Raw genomic sequence first — 507 nt, 5'->3', positions numbered from 1 at the left:
TTACTGAAAAACGAAAAGACAACCAAGGCCGGCATCGCTACCAAACGCTTAAAAGCTGGCTGGAATGCCGACTATCTCGCCAAGGTCTTGGGCTTGCCGACCTGATGCTTCATGCAATCGCCCTGGCTCGATATCGACAAGGCGGAAAACTCCAGCGACTTGATGCTATACCTGAATGCGCGCGGCCAGACGGCGGGCGGCAAGCAGATCGCGGCCGGCCTGGGCCTGTCCATCAATGCGCTGGCCGACACCATCCGCAGTTACAAGATCGGCCAGACAGGACATGTCTACCTGGCGCGCGCCAACGGCGTGCTGCTGGTGCACCGCGACACGGCCCTGTCCGACGGCAAGCATCAACTCAAGGATTTGCCCGGCTTTAGCAGGGTGTTGAATTAATCGCCGTGCCCGTCAACCATCACGGGCCGGTAAACGTTGTTTCATCAGCCCCACTTTCCCACCGCCATCATGCGCAAGACCGACGTCATCCAGCACTCTCTGTACAGTTAC

General features: G+C 58.4%; 1 protein-coding gene. It reads left to right on the top strand.

The window, feature by feature from the left end; genetic code table 11:
* The first annotated feature begins 111 nt into the window (after window positions 1-111).
* Window positions 112-396 (top strand): hypothetical protein, encoded by a 285-nt coding sequence (locus CSZ94_RS27455; RefSeq protein ID WP_102124371.1) that lies wholly within the window; start codon window positions 112-114, stop codon window positions 394-396.
* The last annotated feature ends 111 nt before the right edge of the window (window positions 397-507 follow it).

Source organism: Janthinobacterium sp. ROICE36, from assembly GCF_002869965.1.
Classification (GTDB): Bacteria; Pseudomonadota; Gammaproteobacteria; order Burkholderiales; family Burkholderiaceae_D; genus Janthinobacterium.
This window is presented reverse-complemented; position numbering and strand designations above follow the sequence as displayed.

Coding starts and splice junctions, on each gene's coding strand:
- CSZ94_RS27455 (WP_102124371.1), top strand. CDS start 112: ATGCAATCGCCCTGGCTCGATATCGACAAGGCGGAAAACTCCAGCGAC.